Origin of the sequence: uncultured Thiohalocapsa sp. (assembly GCF_913062725.1) — a bacterium.
Classification (GTDB): Bacteria; Pseudomonadota; Gammaproteobacteria; order Chromatiales; family Chromatiaceae; genus Thiohalocapsa.
The window spans coordinates 1-21,536 of the sequence record NZ_CAJXWY010000062.1; the positions used below are offsets into that span (position 1 = coordinate 1).

Below are 21,536 nucleotides of genomic sequence, written 5' to 3' on the forward strand. Positions count from 1 at the left end.
GAGGACAACGCCATCGAGCTTGTCTTTCTGCCGGCGTACGCACCGGATCTCAATCCGATCGAGTTCATCTGGAAAACGATCAAGCGGGTGATTTCGGTCAGCTTCATCAGCTCGCGCGATGAGTTGCGCAGCCAGATTCGCAGAACCTGGGATGAATCCGCTCAATACTGTTCCTATGCCCGGTGGTGGGTCGAGCGATTCGTGCCACATGTCTTAAAGTATAAAGAATTTTGCGGATAACTATAAGCAGGCTCCGGCGCGCGAAAGACCCAATACCGTTGCAGCAGGAACAGCATCAAGGCGAGGGTAACGACCATCACACCTTGGACGATCTGATGGGGGAACCCCAGATGATCGGCGAACACCATCAACGCCGTCAGGTTCAGCAAATAAGCAAGGCTGTAGATCGACAGATACTTGACGAATGTTGCGTGCAGAAGCCCCTGGTGACCAAAGGTCCAGCGCTTGTTGAACACGAAGGTTTGCAGCGTACCGATGGCAAACAGCAAAGTCATCGCAGTCTTGTGTCCCATACCGGCTGTAGTGAACAGCAGATAGAGCAGGTACAGCACAACATTCGAGGCCAGGCCGACAATGCCGAAACGCATCGCTTGACGACTGATGTTGCCAATCAGCTGCATAATCTTACTTCAATCGCGTACGGAAATTCTTGAATGGCAATATGGACTGGCCACTTTCATCGGCTGCTATGTCTATTCGCAATAGACCGACCCCGCATATTACAACTGGCTTCTCGTCGACCGTGAAAAGAACCTTGCCAGCATCTCGATTTGCGATTTCAACGTCGGGCTCCGTCCGTGCCTCCAAGATGCGGATCGGCCTGCCATCGTAGAGTGTCGACGCTCCCTTGTAGGGAAATGATAGGCAGTTGACAAAGTGGACGATGGACTCGGCGGATCTTGTCCAATCGATACGATAGTCTTCCTCATCTCTCCACACGCTGTATGAGGCTCTGCTCTCGTCTTGCGTCTTACCCTCAAGAACCCCAATCTGCCGAAGCCTGCTCAATAAAGATTGTGCAAGATCGAAGTATGATTTGCTGATTGCATCAATGGCTTCCCCAATCTTCACTGGATACTTCAGCGTGATGGATTTGCTATCGACTATGTCACCGCAGTCGAAATCCTTGTTTGCGATAATTGCCGTGACGCCTGTCTCTGTGTCGCGGTTCAGCAGTGCTGTGACGAGCGGATTAAATCCTCGATACTTTGGTAACAATGAATCATGGAATACGATGACCTGATGAAATGCTTCTTTAATCAGCCATCGCCAACCGGCTGCGATTGCGATATAGTTTCCGGGCTCGCCGGGGACTGCCAAGCTATCATTTCGCTCGCAGTGTTTAAGACTATATCGCGCGCAGAGCTCGACAATTTCATCAGCAAAATCCTTCTGCACATTCTTATCTCTTCCTACGACGACCAAGGTCACTAAATCTTTGTAGCCGCCGATGATGGCAGCATTCAATACCTGATAGCCTTTCTGTCCGAGCAGATAAAGCACTGTCTGAGGCATGGCTATGGCGCTTCTTGGCTGTCAGATGTTAGTGCATCGCGCACAAGATACGGCGGTCGCTCCATGGTCCGAAGATGCATCCGCGCCAGATACTCTCCCATGATCCCCAAGGCCATGAGCTGTGCACCGGAGAAGATGGCAATGATGGACGCCAGAAAGGCGAAGCCTGGGACGGCGCTGCCTTGCAGGAGCCAACGGAGCAGCACATAGGCGAGGATGACCAAGCCGAAGAGCGCGAAGGCAAACCCCATCATGCTGGCAAGCTGTAGCGGCCGGGTTGAGAAGCCAGTCATCATGTTCAAGGCGTGGCGGACCAGTTTGCGGGGCGTATAGCCGGATTGGCCGAACTTGCGCGCCTCGTGTCGGACCCGCACCGCGGAGAAGCGCGTCGTCGCCCAGGTCAGCAGGACGTCGATATTCACCGTCGGGCTGCGATAGTCGGCAAAGGCATCGCGGAGACGCGTGCGGAACGCGCGCAGTGCACTGACCTGTCGGGCATTGGCCGCCCCCATCGCACCTTCCAGGGCCAGCTTGGTGATCTGCGAGGCCAAGTCTCGCAGGAGCCCGTGCTGCTCGCGCTCTGGCGGGCCATAGACCACGTCGTAGCCCTCGTCGAGCTTGACCAGCAGCTTGGGGATTTCTTCCGGGGGGTGTTGCAGATCGTCGTCAAGGGTGACGATGATCTCGCCCTGCGCCGCGCGGATTCCGCAGAGCAGCGCATTGTGCTGGCCATAGTTGCGGCTCATCCGGAAGCCACGAACGCGGGGATCTTGCGCCGCCAGCTGTTGAATGACCTCCCAGGACTGATCGCCGCCGCAGTCTTCGACGAAGATCAGCTCGAAGCCGTCCGGCGCGGCACCGAACTCGGCGGTTAGGCGCTGGTGCAGTTCCGGCAGGCTCTCGGCGGAGCGGTAGACGGGGACGACGAATGAGATCATGGCTTGCGAAACACCCCGAGGATGGACGTGCCCCAGGGAAAACGCAGCCAGTGTCCCAGCGGCGTCTCGGCACCGAAGGCGGCGCTGAGCGCCAGGTTGAGCGGCGCGCTTGGGACCTTGTGGCTGTCTTGCAGCAGTTGGCGCTGTTGCTCGATGCTCATGCCGCGCACGCCGGGGCGCTGCCGCGCCAGCCAGTAGAGCGGGCTGAGCAAGAACATGAAGTAGCGGGCGTCCAGCAGCTCGAGGTCGGTCGCCTGGGCGAGCGCCGCGTAGTCCTTGCGGGTGTAGCGGCGCAGGTGATGGACCAGGTCATCGTTGTAGCTCCAGAACTGCTTCAGCGCGGGCGTGGTGACGAACAGCAGGCCGCCGGGCTTCAGCGCTTGCGCGGCCTGGCGCATGGCCTGCACGTCGTCCGGCAGATGTTCGATGACGTCGAGCAGGAAGGCGCAATCCCACTGAGCCTCCCAGCCCAGGTTCATCAGGTCGATCTGGTAGCGGGCGACGCCGGTGGGCAGTGCATCGCCCGCCATGCGCAACGCGGTCTCGGAGGAATCCGCCAGCGCCAAGGGGCTGAACTGCGTCGGCCGGCGATCGGCCAGGTAGCGTATCCATCCGCCTACCCCCCCGAGGTCTACGGCGGACCAGGGCGGTTGCCCGGCGGGCTGGTAGCGATTGAGTGCCCCGAGCAGGAAGCGATGCCGGCCGCGGTACCAGAAGTGCTTTTCCTGCATCGCCCAGAGGGTGTCGAAGCCGGATTGGTCGTATTCCTCGTCGCGGTGCTGGACGGGGATTGTGCGGCGGTGGATGGCGTTATCCTTGTGACGATCAATGTGTGGCATTGCCTTCATGCGGCCGGCTTATCGAATTGAGCGACCCGACGCTGTCACGAGGACGACAGGGCCGCTAGCCGATCGAGCCAGCGATTGAAGCGCGGACAATGCTGACCAGATAATCGTCTTTCAGCCAGGCCTCGTAGTCTTGCACAGGCAGTGACCGCAGCCGCGTCGCATGATCAATAATGTCAGCAACAATGATGTTTTCCAGGTCGAAGCAATCCACCAGCAGCGGGGACTGGGTGGCGAGAAAGACCTGCCGTAACGAGCCCACCCGCTTGATCATGTCGGCCACCAGGCCGATCGCATGAGGATGCAGGCCCAGTTCAGGTTCATCCAGGAACAGGATATCCGGCAGCATCGCGTCCGGAAGATTCAGCAGCGTCAGCAGACAGAAGAGCCGCAGGGAGCCATCGGAGGTGAGATGCGCGCCAAAGGACTTGTCAACGCCCTTGGCGCTCCAGCGCAAAGCAAGCTTGCCGTAGGTCGGCTCCAATTCAAAGTCGTGGAAGTTGGGTAACACCCTGGCAATCTGCTTGGTGATGAGCCGATAGCGCAATGGGTCCTGTTCCCGCAGGCGGTGGAGGATTGGAGCCAGATTTGCTCCGTCGGAGCGCAGATAGGTATTGTCCGTGAAATCCCAATGTTGTTTGATCCGGGCCTTTTCCGAGGTGTCGTGGAACTGGTAGGTCACGCAACCACGCAGCAGTCGCACGATGACCCGCGCCGTCTGATCCGTCTCGATCTGATCGGTGATCCTGGCTTCTTTGGCTGGCATGGGCAGCGACAGCCATTGATTCAGGCCTGCTCGATCTCGCGCCGAAAAGCGGTAGGCCTCGTCAACCAGCATCAAGGTATCGCTCGCGACATGGGACATGGCAAAGCGGTAGTCATTGCGGCCGGCCTGGGTTTCGATCTGGATCTCGGCCTCCAGGCGCGGGGTGGTGCGCATCCCCATGAAGAGCTGATCATCGCCGCCTCCCTGCCGTAGGATGAATTCCTGCAGATTCTGTCCACGCAGCATCCAGCCCAGCATCTGGAAGAAGCGGATGAGGTTGGATTTTCCCGCGCCATTCGCTCCGATCAAGACTGCCAGTTGAGGCAATTGCAGATCATCGACCTTGGCAAGGCTGCGAAAACCGCGCACGGTTAGGCTCGCGATGCGGCCCCGCAATGGCTGATGCTGGTCTGGAGTCATGGTCGTGTCGATCAGGGTTTCGTCTCAGTGGTGCTCTGGCACGAGGATTTCGAAGCAATCGTTACCCCAGACGAGTTCGTCGTTCTGCTGTCGCACGAAGCGGTCGAAGACGGCCCAGGCAGCTTTGCGCTGGGCCTCATTCGGTGCGTTGTCGCTCATCGCGTTCCATGCCTTGATGAAGGTATCGAGCTGTTGCTGTCCAGTAACGACTCATTCGCTGCTGAAGGTTTCCGCGCGGAAGGAATTCCGCATAGTCTCGCCGCGGCCAAAATTCCATGACGCTGCCCATGGCAAGCACCGTTCGCCTGTGTGGTTTTTGCATGTCTCCCCGCGTGCCTCTCAGATCGTGTACAGGAATCGTACGGCCATGTGGCCAGTTCAGCGCGCCACCGAGGGCAACCGACGACAACGACCAGGGCCCTGCTGATGACCGATGCGTGGGCGCCGGTCGGCGGTTGGCCCTGGCCGTGATGGTCGCGGCGGCTCAGCTGGTGTGGATCTCGGTGGGGGCGTGGCGCTTGAGGATCTCTTCGATCTCGGCCTCGGCGGACTCGGGGCCCATCACCTGCACTTGTTTCTTCTCGTGGCTGACGCGGATCTTTTCCTGGGGGATGCCGACGGAGACGAGGTCGTTGCGGACATTGGGGAGCGTGTCTTCCGAGGCATACACTGCGGTGATGATTTCTGCCATGTCTATGGATCTCCTCGAGGATGGTTGTGGCGCGGGGACGCGGTGACGTCGTCGTCCCCGTTTGCGCAGCATACTCTGTCATGGGCGCTTGCCCAAGGCAGCGGCCGGCGCGCCCTCTCCCGCGGCAGTGGCCTGGATCTGCCGCGGCCCTGGCACGGGCCGCCGATGGCCCGGGCGCGGCGACGAGCGCCCTTCGGCCGGCCACAATAGCGTGCTTCATTGGGCGCAGATCAATCGTCGGTGCAACCCACGGTAACCGAACACCCTGCTCCGACGGTATGATCCCGGGCGAAGGCCACGGCGGGCCGGCACAGGCACAACGGGCACAACAGACAGCACCGGAGGAGCTTTGAATGGGGCGGGGCATGCAGGGGCGGGCGGTGCGCGTGGGCGTCGTCGGGGTTGGTTATCTCGGGCGTTTCCATGCCTTGATCTATGCCGGACTCGAGGGCGTGGAACTGGTGGGTGTCGCCGATACCGACGGCGCCCGGGCGGCGGCGGTGGCCGCCGAGGCGGGCTGTGCGGCCGTCTCCGACCCGGCGGCGCTGCTGGGGCAGGTGGACGCGGTGAGCATCGTCGTCCCGACGTCGGCACACCTGGCCGTCGCCCGGCCCTATCTGGCCGCCGGCGTGCACATGCTGCTGGAGAAGCCGGTGGCGCCGGATATGACGCAGGGGCGGGAGATCCTGCGGCTCGCCGAGGCGTCCGGCGTGATTCTGCAGATCGGCCACCTGGAGCGCTTCAACGCCGGCATCATGGCCCTCGCCGAGCGCATCCGCCAGCCGCGCTTCATCGAGGCCCAGCGCATGGGTGGGTTCAAGGAGCGGGCCACCGATGTGGATGTCGTCGCCGATCTGATGATCCACGACATCGACATCATCCTGGCCCTGGTCGGTGAGGATCTCACCGAGGTACGGGCCGTGGGCACCCCCGTGCTCACCGAGCACGTGGACATCGCCAATGCGCGGCTGGCGTTCGCCAACGGTGCCGTGGCCAATATCGTCGCCAGCCGGGTGTCGGAGCAGACCGTGCGACGCATTCGCGTGTTCCAGGCGGGAGGATATCTGTCGCTGGATTTCGTCGGCCAGACCCTGGATATCGCCCGGCCCGTGCCGCGGCCTGGTCAGCCGCGCCCGGAGATCGTGCGCGAGCGCGTGGCGGTGGCGCCGGTGAAGCCGCTGGACGCGGAGATCGCGGCCTTCGTGGACTGCGTGCGCAATGCGCGGCGGCCGCTGGTGGATGGCGCCGTGGGGCTGCGCGCCCTGGAGGTGGCGCTGACGGTGCGGCGGCGCATGGCGGTGGGGAGCGCGGCCGCCCGCGCCTGAGGCTGTCCGGCCGCCGGGTCCGCGGCGGCGGAGCCCCGGCCAGGCGCACTGAGGACGTCAGCCGGCCGCCGTTGCCGAGTGTGTCGCCATGGCAATGGCCATGGCGAGCGCGGCGGCGAGGCTGCCGGCATCGGCACGACCCGTGCCGGCCAGATCGAGCGCCGTGCCGTGGTCCACCGACGTGCGGATGATGGGCAGGCCGAGGGTCACGTTGACGGCCTTACCGAAGCCGAGGTGCTTCAACACCGGCAGACCCTGGTCGTGGTACATGGCGAGCACGACGTCGGTGTCCGCCAGCACCGGCGGCAGAAACGCGGTGTCCGCCGGCAGCGGACCGCGCACATCGGCACCCGCCGCGCGAAAATCCTCGAGCACCGGATTGATGACCGCGATCTCCTCGCTCCCGAGGTGGCCGCCTTCTCCTGCATGGGGGTTCAGGCCGCACACGGTGATCCGCGGCTTGCGGATCCCGAAGCGCCGCGGCAACTCGGCGAGCAGGGTGTCCAGCACCTCACTGATGAGCCGCCGATTCAGCGCCGCCGGCACGTCGCGCAGTGCCAGGTGGGTGGTGGCGAGCGCCACCTTGAGCCCCGGGGCGGCCAGCAGCATCACCGGCTTGCCACCGCAGTGCTCGGCGAAGAGCTCGGTGTGACCCGTAAAGCTGAGGCCGGCGTCGTTGATGACCCCCTTGTGCACGGGTGCCGTCACCACGGCATCGTAGCGGCCGCTCTGGCAGCCGCGGCAAGCGGCGGCGAGGGTGTCCACGACATAGCGCGCATTGCGGGGGTCGAGCCGGCCCGGCACCGCCGGCGCCCGCAGGCGCGCCACCGCATCGATGCGCAGGGTACCCGGGGCCTGGGGCTTGGTGCTGCGGGGGTGATAGGCGTCCAGCGCCGTCGGCTCGGCCGTGAGCGGCTCCAGCCGCAGCGGCAGTCCCAGGGCCGCCGCCCGCGCCTGCAGCAGGGCCGGGTCGCACAGCGCCACCAGTTCCGCCGCCTGGGCGTCCTGGGCGAGCGCGACGCAGAGATCGGGCCCGATGCCGGCGGGCTCCCCCGGGGTGAGAGCGATGCGCGGTAGGCCGGCGCCGGCGGGCTGCATATCAGTAGTCATCCGTGTCCATGCGCAGATCCACATAGGCCTCATCGCGTAGCTGGCGCAGCCAGATCTCGGTGGCCTCTTCGGCCTTGCGCTGGCGCAGCGCCGCCTCGGCCTCCATGCGCAGCAGCTCGTCGGTGGTTTCCTGCTGACGGCGCTCCAGCACCTGCACGATGTGCCAGCCAAAGGAGGTCTGGAAAGGCTCGCTCACCGTGCCCGGGGCGAGGGCATCCATGACCTCTTCGAACTCCGGTACCGTGTCGCCCGGATCCACCCAGCCGAGATCGCCGCCCTTGAGGGCGGTGCCGGTGTCATCGGAGTGGGCGCGGGCCAGCGTGGCGAAATCGTCACCACCGACGATGCGCAGGCGCAGCTGCTCCAGGCGGCGCCGGGCATCGGCGTCGGCAACCAGCTCGTTGGTACGAATGAGAATGTGTCGGGCCTGGGTCTGGCTCACGGGCTGCGGGTCGTCACCCTCGATATCGGCGATCCTGATGAGATGGAAGCCACTCGCGCTTTGGATGGGCTCGGAGACTGCGCCCTTGGCGAGGGTTTGCGCGGGCTCCAACGCCAAGGTCGGCACCTCCGCCATCGGGAACCAGCCCAGATCGCCGCCCTCCAGCGCGCGGCGGCCGTCGGATTCCGCCACCGCGACACTGGCGAAGTCGGCGCCGGCGCGCAGCCGCCGCAGCAGCCCTTCGGCCTTGGCGCGGGCGGCCGCCACTTGGCGGGCGTCGGCGTTCTCCGGCAGCGCCAGCAGGATATGCTGGAGCTTGACTCGGCGCCGCCGGATGAGCGTGTCCGCTTCCTGCTCCAGGAAGCGGTCCACCTCCGCGTCGCTGACCCGGATATTGCGCATCACCGCCTGCTGCTGCAGCTGGCTGGTGAGGATCTGGGCGCGGGTATCCTCACGGAAGTTCTCGAAGTCGACACCGTTTTGCTCCAGCGTGAACCGCAGCTCTTCGAGGCTGAGTCCATTGCGGGCGGCGATGTTGTCGAGGGCGTTGCTGAGGGTTTGCGCGTCCACCTCGATGCCGAGCTGCTCGGCCTGCTGCAATTGCAGGCGCTTCAGGATGAGCCGCTCCAGCACCTGCGCTTCCAGGACCGCCTGCGGCGGGATGGTGGTGCCGCGTGCCCGCAGCTCCGGCAGCACCAGGTCGATCTCGGCCTGGAGCTCGCTGCGCACGATGACGTCATCGTTGACCACCGCCACGATGCCGTCCAGCGGACGGCTGGCCAGCGTCGTGTGGCTGCTGAGCGCCAGCACCGCGGCGAGCAGGAGCAGCCGTGTCAACGTCGACCCGGCACGCTGCCGGCGCGCCGGCGCCGGGCGCAGGCGAAGAGGGTCAGTAAGGGGTATAGCCATAGATTTCGCGTTCCAGGAATTCACCAATCGGGTTGCCGATGGCGCCGAGCCCGGCGAGCTCGACCTGCAGCATGACTGAGGTGCTCGCGGTATCCTCCGGGCGGCGCTTGAAATGCCGGCCCAGGATACGGAGCCGCCAGCAGCATTGGCCGAGCTCGATGCCCGCGAAGGCGTCCATGGTCTCGCTGTGGCGCACGGAATAGAGCCAGCGACCGACGACTTCGGCCCGGGCGCCGAACGGTAGCCGGAAAGAGAGATCCGTGTCCTCGTACCTGTTCTGTACGGCGGGGGTGAGGTCGGCGCGGTAGGCCAGGTTCAGCACCCGCTGCTCGGGGTCGCGATACTCCAGGCGCAGGGTGCGCCGCGGCAGGGTGTCCTCGGCGGTATCCGGATCCCACTCGAAGCTGGCGCGCCCGGACCAGTGCGTAAACAGTTGTGCGGTGATCTCGCCGGTATAGGGTGAGGTTTCGTCAGTCTGTGTCGGACCCGAGATCTGCACCCGTCGGTTGCTGAAGTAGTAGATCTGGCCCAGGCTCAGGCGCAGCAGCTCTTCGCCGGTGGCGGCGCGGAGTATGCGTGAGCTGATGCCCGCGGTCACCTGGTTGGCGTCACCGATACGGTCGCTGCCGGTGAAACGATTGTTGCGGAACAGGTTGGCGAAGCTGAAATCGAGCGCCGAGCTGTCGAAGACCGGTGTCTCGCTTTGATCCTTGAAGGGGGTGTACAGATAGTAGAGACGTGGCTCCAGGGTTTGCAGCGCGGCCTCGCCGAGCCAGGCCATCTCGCGCTCGAAGATCAGCTTGCCATCCACGTCCATGCTCGGAATGGCGTGACCGGGATCGCTCGGCGCGCCGGGGGCGACGTCCGTCAGGTCGTAGGCGGACAGATACAGTCGTGCCCCGGGGATCAGGTGCCCGAAGCTGCGCTGAATGGGCCAATGCAGCGTCGGCGCCATCGTGAAGCGCTGACCGCGTACGCGGTGATTGTGGTCGAAGTAGTTGTATTCGGCGTCCAGCGATGCGCGCAGGCGGCCCAGATGGTCTGGCATGCGCTCGGACAGCAACTCCCGCGGGCTGAGCTGGAACAGAATCTGCGGCAGCCGCCCGTAGGGCCTGGAGGAGGGGGCCGCATCGTCGAGGGTCTGGAAGCCCTCGAGCCGGGTCAGCAACGACCAGCCGCGGCCGAAATAGGTGACATCGCCGCGCTGGCGCAGGCGTCGCACACTGGTGGTATCGATATTGTTGCCAATATCTTGCAGGTATTGATCGTCGCTGACGGCGCTGAAGTCGAGGTTGGTTTGCAGGCGCCCGAGCCAACGGCCTTGCTCCAGGGCGTTGATGGCCCAGCGCAAGCGCCCATCGCCGTCGTAGGCCTGGTCGTCCGGCAGGATACCGGTGCGCAGCTCACCACCGTCGGCGCGGGTGAGCCAGCGAAACTCCGAGCCGAGCAACAGACCGCGCTCGCTCATCAGGCGCGGCGTGATGGTGGCGTCCATGTTCGGTGCGATGTTCCAGTAGTAGGGCGTTTGCAACTCGAAGCCGTTGTCCTGGGAGGAGCCGAAGGATGGGACCAGGAAGCCGCTGCGGCGGCGATCATCGATGGGAAACTGCAAATAGGGCGTGTAGAGCACCGGCACGCCGCGGATGCGCAGGCGGGCGTTCTGCGCGATGCCGAGGCCGCTGTCCTGGTCCAGCTTGAGCTTGTCCGCGCGCAGCGACCAGGCGTTGCTGCCGGGCGGACAACTGGTATACAGGATGTCGCGGTAGGCGCTGCGCGACGGGCTCACCACATAGGCGGTGTCGGCACGGCCGCGGACATTGAGCGGCCCGCTCAGGCGAAAGCGCGGCGCATCGATGCGGCCCTGCTCCGTGTCCAGATTGATCTCGGCGGCATCACCCAGGATGCGCAGCTGTGGGTACTCGAGGTAGGTGCCCGTGGGGCTGGTGACGGTCTGCCGGCGGCGATCGTAGCGCAGGGTGTCCGACTCCACCCGCTGCTGATCGCGCACGATGGTAACGCCGCCGACGGCGTCCACCACATCCAGATCGCGGCGATAGACAATGCCGCCGGCGGTGAGATCGGTGGGGCCCGCCGGCATGGCCGCGGGCGTCAGCAGGGGGTCGGACGGGGCGCCGGCCGATGCCGGCCGGGCGCCGCAATAGGGCCAGTCGAGGCCGCGCTCCAAGCGGTCGGAGTCGCGCTCGATGGGCTCGGTGGTGGTGCCGCTGATGGTTTCCGGGCGGTCCAGATAGCCACGGTCGCGGACCGGCTCGGCGCCGGGGAGTGTCGGGATCTGCGCCGGTATGACCGTTTGCGGGAGCACCCAGAGGGGGTCATCGGCGGTCGGCGTGTCATCGGGGTCTGCCGCCGCCGGCGCGAGCATCAGCACCCCCATGACGGCCGAGGCGCAACAAAGACAATGGCGGCGGGTGGCGGATGGCATGGGCTTCGTTGGGTTGCGCCGGGCATCCTGGCCCGTGATCTACACGCTGTTCGGCCGGCGCTTCCCGCTTGGCCTTGGCCGCACCCAAGGGCAGGGCAATTTCACAAGTTCGCACATTCCACGCAGGGCATCAATCGGCGATGCGAATTTGTATGCGATGTCGCATGCGTGTCAGGGCGCAGGCTATCGGTCGTTGGGAACGAGCTCAACGGCGAAACTACACCTGATCGAGCATCGTGAGGGGCGTTGGACGGACTGCTGTTCGTCTTCGATCCAGAGCACTGGCACAATGACGGCGCGGCGGCGTCAAAGTGTACGCAAGGCGTGACGCACGCGTTGGGCCAGCTCGCGCAAGCAGCCGGGAAAACCCTGGCTGCGGGCGATCAAACGATCGACTGCCGCTCCAACGCACTGGTCGGCTATGCCGCGCCGCAGCTCTTCGTAGATGGACAAGAGGTGCGGTGAGACCGAGGGCAGCGCATCCAAGCGTGCCTCGATCGCTAATGTCCTGTCGAATGTTCTGCAAGCCTGCAAGCGATCACACATCGACAGCGCCAACATGGTTCGCACGCATTTCTCGCACCGCGAGCAATTGCCGGTCGGCGCGTTATTTTCCCAACAAACCCGCAAGTGGCGTAGCGCCACTTCGTGCTGCGCAACCACACGCAGTTTACCGTTACGCCGTAACGAGGCGTCTGAGTGCTCCACCGCAAGAGAACGCGACGACCATAGATGATCCAGCTCCCAGTGCGTACCCCAGGGCTTACCGTCGTGATAAGGATAGCTGGATGGGATGACGAGACGACCGATCTCATGGTTCAACAGGTGTCCCAATGCGGCGAGCGCCCCTCCATGCGCCTTCTCCCAGCTGATCTGGCGCAACGCACGATGCCGCCGTAGGTTCGTCTTGATAACCACAGGCCGCGAGCCGTAAGCGGACGCCGTTTCCTTCAGGCTGGGAACAAACGCCTCCAAGCGTCGATGATCGCGTAGTTCGATATCGAAGCCGTGGCCGAAGACGAGAACGTCAGGCGGGGGGGTGGCGGTCACCAAGGCATAATACGAGTCGACACCACCGGTGAAGCACTGGGCCGTGCCGGTCGGCTGGGTAGCGACGATCGTTGGGGCTGTTTCAGCAATGACTTCTATCTCGGCCAGACCCCACCATTCTTTGGCGACGCGCATGATGGCTGCCACGTTATCGAGCCAGGTCGTGTCGATCGGTGTGTCGAGCTCGAGAGCAGCGCCGCGAGCCGATGCCGGGATCAGCAACGCGCTTGCGTAAGCCTCTGCCGATGGGGTCAGCAACGCATCATCGGATTCGAACCAAAGGGGCTCGCCATCGACATTAGCCTCGACCCGCGTGCCGCCGGCAGCTGTCTTGGACGCCCGCAGGTCGACGATGTACATGCCGGTTTCAGGTGGCAATCAGGGCCTGCAGCGCCCAGTTCATCCGGCAGCCGTCACCCCCGCACTCATAGCCAAGAAGCCGGGAGATCCCTGCCAGCACATCGTCACGTCCTGCCTTGTCCAGCCCAAAGAGGAGGCGCACAAACTCGGCCATGTCATCTTCGCTGGAGAAATCCCAGGTGTATCGGCACAGCTCGTCGCATTCGATACGGAAGCCCGCAGTTTGAAGATCGGCGCGGAAGCTATCGTCGACGAAGCGTCCTCGATGCCCCATGCTGCTATGAGCATCGACAAAGCCGTTCAGGAAGGCATCGACTGGCGATCCCGCCGCGACCTCCAGAATACACAACCGCCCGTCGGGCCTAAGGATGCGCCGGATCTCTCTGAGCACCGAGGGACGATCGTCGATATGGTGCAGCCCGGCAATACTGACGACTGCGTCGCAAGCCGCGTCCGCGATTGGTAGGTCCTGCAGCGAAGCGAGGTGAGATTCGATGCGCACGCCATGCCACTGCCTCGCGAAGACTTCGGAAGGATCGATCGCGATCAGCCATATGTCGAGCGTGGGCGGCAGATAATCAATCAGATAGCCGCCCCCGGCGGGGATGTCGCACAGGACCGCTCCGTTCTTGAGTGCCAGGCTGTCGACTGCCAACCGGAACTCCCTGCGTCGGGCATCCGGACAAAGTTCCATAGCGCGGTGGTAAGACTCGCCACGCTCATCGAAAATCTCGTCGTATGTGACAAACATCATATTGATTCGGTCAAAGGCAATGGCGCCCGGGTGTGCAACGCTGGATACTACACCGTTCGACAGCAAAGCCATGTCTGGTCTGATGGTGTTATGCAATGCAGGCGTGATTCCGACGGGCGCAAGCTCGACCATCAATCCTTGCAGAGCCTGCGCATGCAGGCGGTGACCACTGCTAGGGGCTTCCACCTCAATGTCGACTTTTAGTGTATAATCGTCGGTTTTTCATCGAATTCCTTTGAAAAGCAATGGGCTACGGTGCGACGCACAGCTGTAGAATCGTTCGTGTGGGTATGGGGACTGCAGAGACCACTGCCTTGCAAGCCACGATCGCTCTGACGCGCTTCCACGAGCCGGATCGGCTGCTGGAGGCGGCCTTGATGAGCTTGTCGGCACAAGTCGATATCGTCGCCGAAGTGTTGTTATTAGACCAGAATCCGTCTGCGGCAATCCGGTCTCGTTGCCAAAAAATGAATTTAGAAACGGTTCGTTTTCGCTATGAGGCCATTCCGGCAAAAAGTCTATCCTTTGCCCGTAATTTAGCCATCGACAAGGCCGCCGCCCCGGTAGTCCTTTTCATGGATGCGGACGCGGTTGCCGAGCCAAACTGGGCTCTAGCGCTCTACGACGCCCTCCGAACCGAGCATGTCGGCATGGTTGGCGCCCGCATCTTGCCCAACTGGCACCGCAGGCCGCCGCTCATCACGAAGTCGCTGGTGGTGCAGGACCAGTACTCGATCTTCAATCTGGGCCCCCAGACGCTGCCTTTCCATCGCGTCGTCGGCGCCGGGTTCGGCCTCCACCGCGACCGCCTGGGCCGTGAGGCATACTTCGACGAACGCCTCGGCCGCCGCGAGGGGAGCTTGTTGGGCGGCGAAGAAACTGAGCTGTCGCGCCGGGTCAGTGCACTTGGGCTCGACATTTTGTACGCGGGCGACGCGATCATCAGACACCAGATACCCCCGGAGCGCGCCAGCTATGGGTGGATTCTGCGGCGCCTGTTCTATGCCGGTGTCTCCCGGGCCATGATCGGTGGCTCGCCCAGTCCATCGAGGGCGATGAACCTGTGGGATTTTCTGGTGCTGCCCTTCGTGTTGCCACCCTACGCGCTAGGCTACCTGTTTGGCAGGCGCAAGGCGCGCGCGCTCAATGCGGATAAAGCGCATGTCCACAGCCGATAAGCTTTCGGTCCCCGGTATTATGGCGCGCTCGCAGACGGGTATCAGTGCCCATTTCGTTTTCGATCACCTTATGAGCGTCATACGTCACCGGCAGCCACATATTGTCGAAATGCGAGATGCCGGCATTGGGCGGGCGCTGGCCACACCGGGTAGCTTTTCATCAACGGAGTTCTGGGAGCGCCAACAACGCGAACTCACCAGTGTGTTGACGAGCCTGATCCCTGCCGGATCCCGGGTCCTGTATCTCGACTATCCCGTGCACACGAATGTCGGGGACCTGCTGGTTTTGGCGGGCACGGAGCGGTTGCTGCGACGATCTCAGCTGAGAGTGGTCGCGCGGCACTCGATCCACGACTTCCGGTTTCCGCAGCTCGAACCGGGGATCGTATTGCTTTGCCAAGGGGGCGGCAACTTCGGCGACCTCTACAAGCACCAGGCTTTTCGCGAAAAGGTCGTGTCAAGCTATCTGCGGCACCGGATCGTTTTTTTGCCGCAAACCATTCATTACCGAGGTAGCCGGCGATTGCAGCAATCGGCGCAAGTCCTCAACGCCCACGCCGATTTGCACCTGATCCTACGCGACCACGCCAGCTTCGCGCTCGCGCGTCGATATTTCGCTCATTGCCGGACCTATCTCGCGCCCGATGCGGCCGCGATGCTCTACCCCTTATGCGTATCCGGGAAACGGGCGTCACCAGGGCCGCGGCTTTGTCTTTGGCGCACCGACGTCGAGGCCCGGCCGGACGAGCCGCCCGCAGCCGTCCACTGCGACTGGGCGGGCGACTGGCGGTCTCTGCTGGGCTACCGTCACTGGCTGCTGCGCGGCATCCAGGGGGTCATTATGTTGCTCGGCAGGTTCACGCCTGACGCAGTCGCCGCCATTTGGCGAGCCATGGCTGGCCGCGCGGTCCAGCATTGTGCGGCAACCCTGTCCCAGGCCACTTTCGTCGAGACATCGCGCCTGCATGGGCACATCCTGGCGACCCTACTGGGAGTCCCCAACCGTCTGTATGACAACAGCTACGGCAAAAACCGCGCATACTATGAATGCTGGCACGCGGACCACCCGCGCACGACAATGAAGGCCCCCGCCGGCGAAGCGCGCCCAGGGGCTAAGAAGCCTCGCCAATAGCACTGTGCTCCGACTGCTGACGCCCTCATCCGCTTCGCCTTTCTCGCCGGCGTGATCAGTTTGTCACATTGAGCCACGACCCCCCAGCGCCCGTCTGCGCCAGCACCCCACGCAGGGCATCAATCGGCGATGCGAATCTGCTAGGCTGCGGCCTTTGGTGGGTGTCTGTCTCGGCGGCGCCCGTGGCCGGCACCCGTGGCCGGCGGTTTTGGTCGCGGAGGTGGGCTTGGCGGATCGTACCGAGCGTTTGCGAGCATGGCTGCGGGAATGCCTCAGCGGCGAGGTCCCTGAGCTGACCGCCGCGTCGGCGGATGCGAGCTTCCGCCGCTATTGGCGTCTGCGCCGTGGCACGGGCAGCCTGATCGCCGTGGATGCGCCGCCGGCGCATGAGGACAGCGCGGGCTTCGTCCGCCTGGCCCACCGCCTGCGCGCCATCGGCCTGAACGTGCCCGAGATCTATGCCCAGGATCTGGCCCAGGGCTTTCTGCTGGTGGCGGATCTCGGTGAGCGGCAATACCTGGATCACCTGCACCCGGAGAACGCCGACCGCCTCTACGGCGACGCGATCGGCGCCCTGATCGCCCTGCAGTCCGCCGGCCCCAAGCGGGGTCTGCCGGACTACGATGAGCCTTTGCTGCGCCGCGAACTTGGCCTCTTCGACGAGTGGCTGCTGGACGGGTTGCTGGGGCTGCCGCGGGCGGAGCAGAACCGGCCCATGCTGGAGATCACCTACGATCTGCTCGTGGCCAGCGCCCTGGCACAACCACGGGTGTGTGTGCATCGCGACTTCCACAGTCGCAACCTGATGCTCACGGAGCAGGCCAACCCGGGTGTCCTGGACTTTCAGGATGCGGTCCTCGGGCCGGTGACCTACGATCTGGTGTCATTGCTGCGCGATTGTTATATAGACTGGCCCGAAGCGCGGGTACAGACCTGGGTGAACGCCTACCTCGGGCTCGCCCTGGAGTGCGGCATCCTCGAGCAGGCGCATGCGGCGGCCTTCATGACCTGGTTCGATTTCATGGGGGTTCAGCGCCACCTGAAAGCCGCCGGCATTTTCGCGCGCCTGGCGCTGCGCGATGGGCGCCCGGAGTATCTGCCCCATCTGCCGCGGACTTTGGGTTACGTGCACCAGGTCGGCGAGCGCTATCCCGCGCTGGTGCCGTTGGCGGGTTTCGTGCGCGAGCAATTGCTGCCGCGGGTGTTGGAGCGGACGCGGGGCTGAGCGGGGCGCCGCTGCAGGGGTGTCGCTTCGGAACGTCAGCCTGCGATCGTCCCGCCGATGTCGGTGCGATAAAAGCCCCCGCGCATGCTGATCTCGCCCAAGGTGGCGTAGGCGCGCGACCGCGCCAGGGCTCGATCGGCGCCGAGCGCGGTCACGCACAGCACACGTCCGCCATCGCTGACGAGCTGGTTGTCATGCAGCGCCGTGCCCGCGTGGAACACCTTCACGTCCGCTGTCGCCCGGTCCACCGGACCCGACAACGCAATGCCCTTGTCATAGCCACCGGGATAGCCGCCTGCGGCGAGCACGACACCGAGGGCCGTCTCCGGTCGCCACCGTGCCGAGACGGTGTGCAGGCGCCCGTCCATGGCGGCGTCGATCAGCGCCAGCAGGTCGGCGTCCAGGCGCATCAGCAGTGGTTGTGTCTCGGGGTCTCCGAGCCGGCAGTTGTATTCCAGCACCTTGGGCGCGCCGTCGGCGCCGATCATGAGGCCGGCGTACAGAAAACCGACATACGGCAGGCCATCCGCGGCCAGGCCCGTGATCGTCGGCCGCATGACCTCGTCGAGCATGCGCTGCTCGAGGGCCGGTGTCACCAGCGGCGACGGCGAAAAGGCGCCCATGCCACCGGTGTTTGGGCCGCGCCCGCCATCGTCGCGCGCTTTATGGTCCTGCGAGCTCGCCAGGGGCAGGATGTGCTCGCCGTCCACCAGGGCGATGTAGCTCAGCTCGCGGCCCCGCAGCCATGCTTCGATGACGACGGTGGCGCCGGCGGCGCCGAAGCGCTGACCCGCGAGCATGTCGCGTACCGCGGTTTCGGCGGTCGCGAAATCTTCGGCGAGAATGACGCCCTTGCCCGCGGCGAGGCCATCGGCCTTGACGACCACGGGCGCGCCGACTTCGCGGAGGTAGGCGAGGGCGTCGTCGAGGTCAGTGAAGGTGCGGTGCTGCGCCGTGGGGATGCCGTGGCGCCGCATGAAATCCTTGGCGAAGGCCTTGGAGCCCTCCAGGCGTGCGGCGGTCTGGGTTGGACCGAAGCAGCGCAGGCCGGCGGCGCTGAAGGTGTCGACGATGCCGGCCACCAGCGGTGCCTCGGGGCCGACGACGGTGAGGTCGATGCGGCGCTCGCCGGCGAAAGCCAGCAGGCCCGCGAGATCGGTCGCCGCAATGGGCACGTTGTCGACACCGGGCTCGGTGGCCGTGCCGCCGTTGCCCGGGGCGACGAAGACCCGCGCCACCTGCGGCGACTGGGCCAGCTTCCAGGCGAGGGCGTGCTCGCGACCGCCGCCGCCGACCACGAGGATGTTGCGTTGCTGTGTAGCCACGTTGAAGATGCGAGCGCCGCCGGGCGCGGGTTCCAGGACTTGGAATTCGCTATCATCGCATGGGGTCCGCCCGGTTGCCTACCGGTGACGGGCATCGACCCGTCGCTGGATCTGTCACAGGCTTTAAACCGCGCCTTGCGCCCGGCAACTTCCGAGACACGCTATGTCCCTGCTCCCCGTTATCCTCTCCGGCGGCTCCGGTACCCGGCTGTGGCCGCTGTCACGCGAGGCCTACCCCAAGCAGTTTCTGCCCCTGGCGGGCGAGCACACCATGCTGCAGGCCACGGCGCTGCGCCTGGACCATCTCGCCGCCGAGCATCCGCGCCTCGGGCTCAACGTGCAGGATCCGCTGGTCGTCTGCAATGAGGCGCACCGCTTCTTGGTGGCCGAGCAGTTTCGGGTGCTGGAGCGGCGCTGTGCCTCCATTCTGCTGGAGCCCGCCGGGCGTAATACGGCTCCGGCACTGACCCTGGCGGCGCTGGCGGCGACGGCGGCGCCGGGCCTCACCGCCGATGCCGACCCGGTGCTGCTCGTGATGCCCGCGGACCACACCATCGCCGATGCCGCGGGCTTTCGCGCCGCCGTCGCCGACGGCTATCAGTTGGCCGGCGCTGGTGCCGTCATCACCTTTGGCATCGTCCCGAACAAGCCGGAGACGGGCTACGGCTACATTCGCCAGGGCGAGCCCTATGCACACGCAGGCCTCGGCGGTAAGGCCTTCCGCCTGCACGCCTTCGTCGAGAAGCCGGATCTCGCCACCGCCGAGGGCTATCTCGCCGGCGGCGAGCACCTCTGGAACAGCGGCATCTTCATGCTGCGGGCGTCGGTGTGGCTGGGGCTGATCCGTCGCTTCCGGGCGGACATCCTGGACGCCTGCGAGGCCGCCTGCGCCGCCGGCGGGCGGGATGGGGACTTCCGGCGCATCGACGCCGGGCGCTTCGCCGCCTGCCCGAGCGATTCCATCGACTATGCGGTGATGGAACGCCTGTCCGCCGACGCCGCGGCCGGCGGCGCGGATCTGCCGCCGGCGCTGGTGCTGCCGCTGTCGGTGGGCTGGTCGGACGTCGGCGCCTGGTCGGCGCTTTGGGAGGTGCGCGAGCAGGACGCCGCCGGCAATGTGCTGGACGGGGACGCCTTCGTGCACGACGCCGAAAACAACCTGGTGCTGGCCCAGCATCGGATGGTGGCCGCCGTCGGCATCGACAACTGCGTCATCGTCGAGACGCCGGACGCCGTGCTGGTGGCGGACAAGGACCGCGCCCAGGACGTGAAGACCGTGACCCAGTTCCTGAAAGCCGCCCGGCGCACCGAGCACCGCCACCACCAGCGCGTACACCGACCCTGGGGCGCCTTCGAGTCCATCGGCGGCGGCGTGCGTTATCAAGTGAAGCGCCTCACCGTGAACCCCGGCGAGTCCCTGTCGCTGCAGATGCATCATCACCGGGCCGAGCACTGGATTGTCGTCTCCGGCGCCGCCCGCGTCACCTGCGACGACAAGACCTTCCTGCTCGCCGAGAATCAGTCCACCTACATCCCGGTGGGCGCCACCCACCGGCTGGAGAACCCGGGCAAGGTGGCGCTGGAGATCATCGAGGTGCAGTCCGGCGGCTATCTGGGCGAGGACGACATCGTCCGCTTCGAGGATGTCTACAACCGCACGCCCGGGGAAGGCTGCTGAGCGGGAGCGGCGCGCAGCGCGATCGGAGCGCACCTTCGATTGACGCCCACAGGCGGCCCGTGTTTGAGCTATGATGGCGGACTGTGTTTCGCGTCATGCCAGCGGTCTCTTGCCATGGGTTTCAAATGCGGCATCGTGGGTCTGCCCAACGTTGGCAAATCCACACTCTTCAACGCGCTGACCCGCTCCGGGATCGCCGCCGAGAACTACCCCTTCTGCACCATCGACCCCAACGTCGGCGTCGTGCCGCTGCCCGATGCCAGGCTCGATGCCATCGCCGCCATCGTCCAGCCGGCGCAGGTGGTTCCCACCACCATGCAGTTCGTGGACATCGCCGGGCTGGTGGCGGGCGCCTCCAGGGGCGAGGGGCTCGGCAACAAGTTCCTGGCCAACATTCGCGAGACGGACGCCGTGGCGCACGTGGTGCGCTGCTTCGAAGACGACGACGTGGCCCACGTCGCCGGCAGCGTCGACCCGGTGCGCGACATCGAGGTCATCGACACGGAACTGGCGCTCGCCGACCTGGAGACCGTCGGCAAGGCCCTGGAGCGCGCCGTCAAGGCCTCGAAGACCGGCGACAAGGCCCAGCTCGCGCGCAAGGCCCTGTTGGAGCGGGTGGCGGCACACCTGGATGCGGGGCGGCCGGTGCGGGCCATGGACTTCACCGCCGACGAGCGCGCCGAGCTGCGCGAGCTGTTTCTGCTCACCGCCAAGCCGACCATGTACGTCGCCAACGTCGCCGACGACGGCTTCGCGAACAACCCGCTACTGGATCGGGTGCGGGCACACGCCGCCGAGGAGGGCGCCGAGGTGGTGCCCGTCTGCGCCGCCATCGAGGCGGAGATCGTCGAACTGCCTGAGGATGAGCGCGCCGAGTTCATGGCCGACCTGGGCCTGGACGAGCCGGGCCTGAATCGTGTCGTGCGCGCGGGCTACCGCCTGTTGGGCCTGGAGACCTATTTCACCGCCGGCCCCAAGGAATGCCGTGCCTGGACCATTCCCGTGGGCGCCAGCGCGCCCCAGGCCGCCGGCGTGATCCACACCGACTTCGAGCGCGGCTTCATCCGCGCCGAGGTGATCGCCTACGAGGAGTTCATCGCCTGCAAGGGCGAGCAGGGCGCCAAGGAGGCGGGCAAGCTGCGCAGCGAGGGCAAGGAGTATGTCGTCCGCGACGGCGACGTCATCCATTTCCGCTTCAACGTTTGATGCACAGACGCCGGCGACGACGCAGTCAATGCACACAAGCCGCCATGCGGGCAGACCACTCGCTGGACGCCGGCGCCTCGGTTTCGGTCTTGACCGGCGCAGACCGGGCGGCTATGCTTGATGGTCTTTCCGGCTACGTAGCTCAGTTGGTTAGAGCGCGGCACTCATAATGCCGATGTCGCTAGTTCGAATCTAGCCGTAGC

Annotated in this window: 20 protein-coding genes; 8 read left to right on the forward strand and 12 right to left on the reverse strand. The window is 65.0% G+C overall.

From position 1 onward, the window contains the following. On the forward strand, window positions 1–240 hold a 240-nt coding region (locus QZ588_RS14815; RefSeq protein ID WP_295543719.1), incomplete at its 5' end, for a transposase. Here QZ588_RS14815 and QZ588_RS14820 read toward each other — a convergent pair. The 5 genes from QZ588_RS14820 to QZ588_RS14840 form a co-directional block, all read right to left on the reverse strand. After that, window positions 174–641, reverse strand: coding sequence for a GtrA family protein (locus QZ588_RS14820; protein ID WP_295543720.1), 468 nt, complete (start codon window positions 639–641; stop codon window positions 174–176). The two genes, QZ588_RS14815 and QZ588_RS14820, sit on opposite strands and share 67 nt — an antisense overlap. Before the next feature lie 4 nt (window positions 642–645). Then, window positions 646–1,536 carry a formyltransferase family protein gene (locus QZ588_RS14825; protein WP_295543721.1) on the reverse strand — a complete coding sequence of 297 codons (891 nt, stop codon included), beginning with the start codon at window positions 1,534–1,536 and terminating at the stop codon, window positions 646–648. A 2-nt stretch (window positions 1,537–1,538) separates the two neighbouring features. Next, on the reverse strand, window positions 1,539–2,474 hold the full coding sequence (locus QZ588_RS14830; RefSeq protein ID WP_295543722.1) for a glycosyltransferase family 2 protein: 936 nt from the start codon (window positions 2,472–2,474) through the stop codon (window positions 1,539–1,541). Next, window positions 2,471–3,313 carry a class I SAM-dependent methyltransferase gene (locus QZ588_RS14835; protein ID WP_295543723.1) on the reverse strand — a complete coding sequence of 281 codons (843 nt, stop codon included), beginning with the start codon at window positions 3,311–3,313 and terminating at the stop codon, window positions 2,471–2,473. Before QZ588_RS14835 ends, QZ588_RS14830 begins: the two co-directional genes overlap by 4 nt. A gap of 64 nt (window positions 3,314–3,377) precedes the next feature. After that, window positions 3,378–4,505 (reverse strand): AAA family ATPase, encoded by a 1,128-nt coding sequence (locus QZ588_RS14840; protein WP_295543724.1) that lies wholly within the window; start codon window positions 4,503–4,505, stop codon window positions 3,378–3,380. Between QZ588_RS14840 and QZ588_RS14845 the strand changes: the two genes are divergently transcribed. Next, window positions 4,488–4,784 carry a hypothetical protein gene (locus QZ588_RS14845; protein ID WP_295543725.1) on the forward strand — a complete coding sequence of 99 codons (297 nt, stop codon included), beginning with the start codon at window positions 4,488–4,490 and terminating at the stop codon, window positions 4,782–4,784. The genes QZ588_RS14840 and QZ588_RS14845 overlap by 18 nt on opposite strands. Before the next feature lie 205 nt (window positions 4,785–4,989). Here the strand turns inward: QZ588_RS14845 and QZ588_RS14850 are convergent, their stop codons facing one another. Then, window positions 4,990–5,196: a hypothetical protein gene (locus QZ588_RS14850; protein ID WP_295543726.1), complete on the reverse strand. Its 207-nt coding sequence runs from the start codon at window positions 5,194–5,196 to the stop codon at window positions 4,990–4,992. Between the two features lie 353 nt (window positions 5,197–5,549). Here QZ588_RS14850 and QZ588_RS14855 point away from each other — a divergent pair, with 353 nt between their 5' ends. After that, window positions 5,550–6,521: a Gfo/Idh/MocA family oxidoreductase gene (locus QZ588_RS14855; protein ID WP_295543727.1), complete on the forward strand. Its 972-nt coding sequence runs from the start codon at window positions 5,550–5,552 to the stop codon at window positions 6,519–6,521. A gap of 57 nt (window positions 6,522–6,578) precedes the next feature. On the opposite strand, the gene pdxA is transcribed toward QZ588_RS14855, so the two are convergent. The 5 genes from pdxA to QZ588_RS14880 all read right to left on the reverse strand — a co-directional run bounded on the left by pdxA (window position 6,579) and on the right by QZ588_RS14880 (window position 13,775). Beyond that, complete coding sequence (gene pdxA, locus QZ588_RS14860) at window positions 6,579–7,631, reverse strand: 4-hydroxythreonine-4-phosphate dehydrogenase PdxA (protein WP_295543728.1); 1,053 nt, start codon at window positions 7,629–7,631, stop codon at window positions 6,579–6,581. Then, the gene (locus QZ588_RS14865; RefSeq protein WP_295543729.1) at window positions 7,621–8,982 is read right to left on the reverse strand and encodes a peptidylprolyl isomerase; all 1,362 of its coding nucleotides are present in this window, start codon (window positions 8,980–8,982) and stop codon (window positions 7,621–7,623) included. Before QZ588_RS14865 ends, pdxA begins: the two co-directional genes overlap by 11 nt. After that, on the reverse strand, window positions 8,963–11,425 hold the full coding sequence (locus QZ588_RS14870; protein WP_295543730.1) for an LPS-assembly protein LptD: 2,463 nt from the start codon (window positions 11,423–11,425) through the stop codon (window positions 8,963–8,965). Before QZ588_RS14870 ends, QZ588_RS14865 begins: the two co-directional genes overlap by 20 nt. Before the next feature lie 306 nt (window positions 11,426–11,731). Further along, window positions 11,732–12,835 carry a hypothetical protein gene (locus QZ588_RS14875; protein ID WP_295543731.1) on the reverse strand — a complete coding sequence of 368 codons (1,104 nt, stop codon included), beginning with the start codon at window positions 12,833–12,835 and terminating at the stop codon, window positions 11,732–11,734. Window positions 12,836–12,842: 7 nt separating this feature from the next. Then, entirely contained in the window at window positions 12,843–13,775 is a 933-nt protein-coding gene (locus QZ588_RS14880; RefSeq protein WP_295543732.1) for a class I SAM-dependent methyltransferase, read from the reverse strand. A 128-nt stretch (window positions 13,776–13,903) separates the two neighbouring features. On the opposite strand from QZ588_RS14880, the gene QZ588_RS14885 reads away from it, so the two are divergent. From QZ588_RS14885 to QZ588_RS14895, 3 genes are all read left to right on the forward strand, one after another. Further along, window positions 13,904–14,767, forward strand: coding sequence for a glycosyltransferase (locus QZ588_RS14885; RefSeq protein ID WP_295543733.1), 864 nt, complete (start codon window positions 13,904–13,906; stop codon window positions 14,765–14,767). Further along, complete coding sequence (locus tag QZ588_RS14890) at window positions 14,751–15,899, forward strand: polysaccharide pyruvyl transferase family protein (protein WP_295543734.1); 1,149 nt, start codon at window positions 14,751–14,753, stop codon at window positions 15,897–15,899. The genes QZ588_RS14885 and QZ588_RS14890 overlap by 17 nt, the downstream gene beginning before the upstream one ends. 226 nt (window positions 15,900–16,125) lie before the next feature. Next, window positions 16,126–17,124, forward strand: a complete 999-nt coding sequence (locus tag QZ588_RS14895; RefSeq protein WP_295543735.1) for a phosphotransferase — start codon at window positions 16,126–16,128, stop codon at window positions 17,122–17,124. Window positions 17,125–17,159: 35 nt separating this feature from the next. Here the strand turns inward: QZ588_RS14895 and purD are convergent, their stop codons facing one another. After that, complete coding sequence (gene purD, locus QZ588_RS14900; RefSeq protein ID WP_295543736.1) at window positions 17,160–18,449, reverse strand: phosphoribosylamine--glycine ligase; 1,290 nt, start codon at window positions 18,447–18,449, stop codon at window positions 17,160–17,162. Window positions 18,450–18,612: 163 nt separating this feature from the next. Between purD and QZ588_RS14905 the strand changes: the two genes are divergently transcribed. Beyond that, window positions 18,613–20,127, forward strand: coding sequence for a mannose-1-phosphate guanylyltransferase/mannose-6-phosphate isomerase (locus QZ588_RS14905; protein WP_295543737.1), 1,515 nt, complete (start codon window positions 18,613–18,615; stop codon window positions 20,125–20,127). Window positions 20,128–20,241: 114 nt separating this feature from the next. After that, window positions 20,242–21,333, forward strand: a complete 1,092-nt coding sequence (gene ychF, locus QZ588_RS14910; RefSeq protein WP_295543738.1) for a redox-regulated ATPase YchF — start codon at window positions 20,242–20,244, stop codon at window positions 21,331–21,333. Window positions 21,334–21,536: the final 203 nt, after the last annotated feature.